This window comes from Streptomyces sparsus (assembly GCF_054776295.1).
In genome coordinates this window covers 1-527 of the sequence record NZ_BAAHCA010001726.1, presented here as the reverse complement: position 1 = coordinate 527, position 527 = coordinate 1, and the positions used below count along the sequence as shown (strand labels likewise).

Annotated in this window: 1 pseudogene; it reads left to right on the top strand. The window is 75.9% G+C overall.

The window, feature by feature from the left end:
- Nucleotides 1-234: 234 nt before the first annotated feature.
- Nucleotides 235-527: pseudogene (locus tag ACYVE9_RS30515) on the top strand (serine/threonine-protein kinase); the annotation flags it as partial.

Sequence of the window (527 nt, the reverse complement as noted above, 5' to 3'; positions counted from 1 at the left end):
CGCCGGTCCGGAGCCGGGCGGCCCGCCGAACGGGTGACGGCGCCCCGCCACCACCGGACGTGCCGAACCCGGAACATGACGCGTTCCCTGGTCGCCGGCAGTGGGCTTGCGGCACGATGTGAGCCTCGGCCTCCCGCGTCCGCCCCGGTCCTCACCGGCACGGACGAGCGGGGGCGCCGAACGCGGCGGCGCGGGGGCGTCCGCCGGCACGGCACTGGGGGGTCAGTGGAATCCATGCAGCGACTCGAACCTGCCGACCCCAAGCAGATCGGAGGATTCCGGATCGTCGGGCGGCTGGGCGCCGGCGGAATGGGACGGGTCTATCTCGGCCTGTCCCGCGGTGGCCGCGCGGTCGCCGTCAAGGTGGTCCGGCCGGAGCTGGCCGAGGACCGCGAGTTCCGGCAGCGCTTCCGGCGGGAGATCGCCGCGGCCCGCAGGGTCAACGGTGCCTTCACGGCCGGAGTGGTCGACGCGGACCCGGAGGCGGCGCCGCCCTGGCTGGCGACCGTCTACGTGCCGGGCGTCTC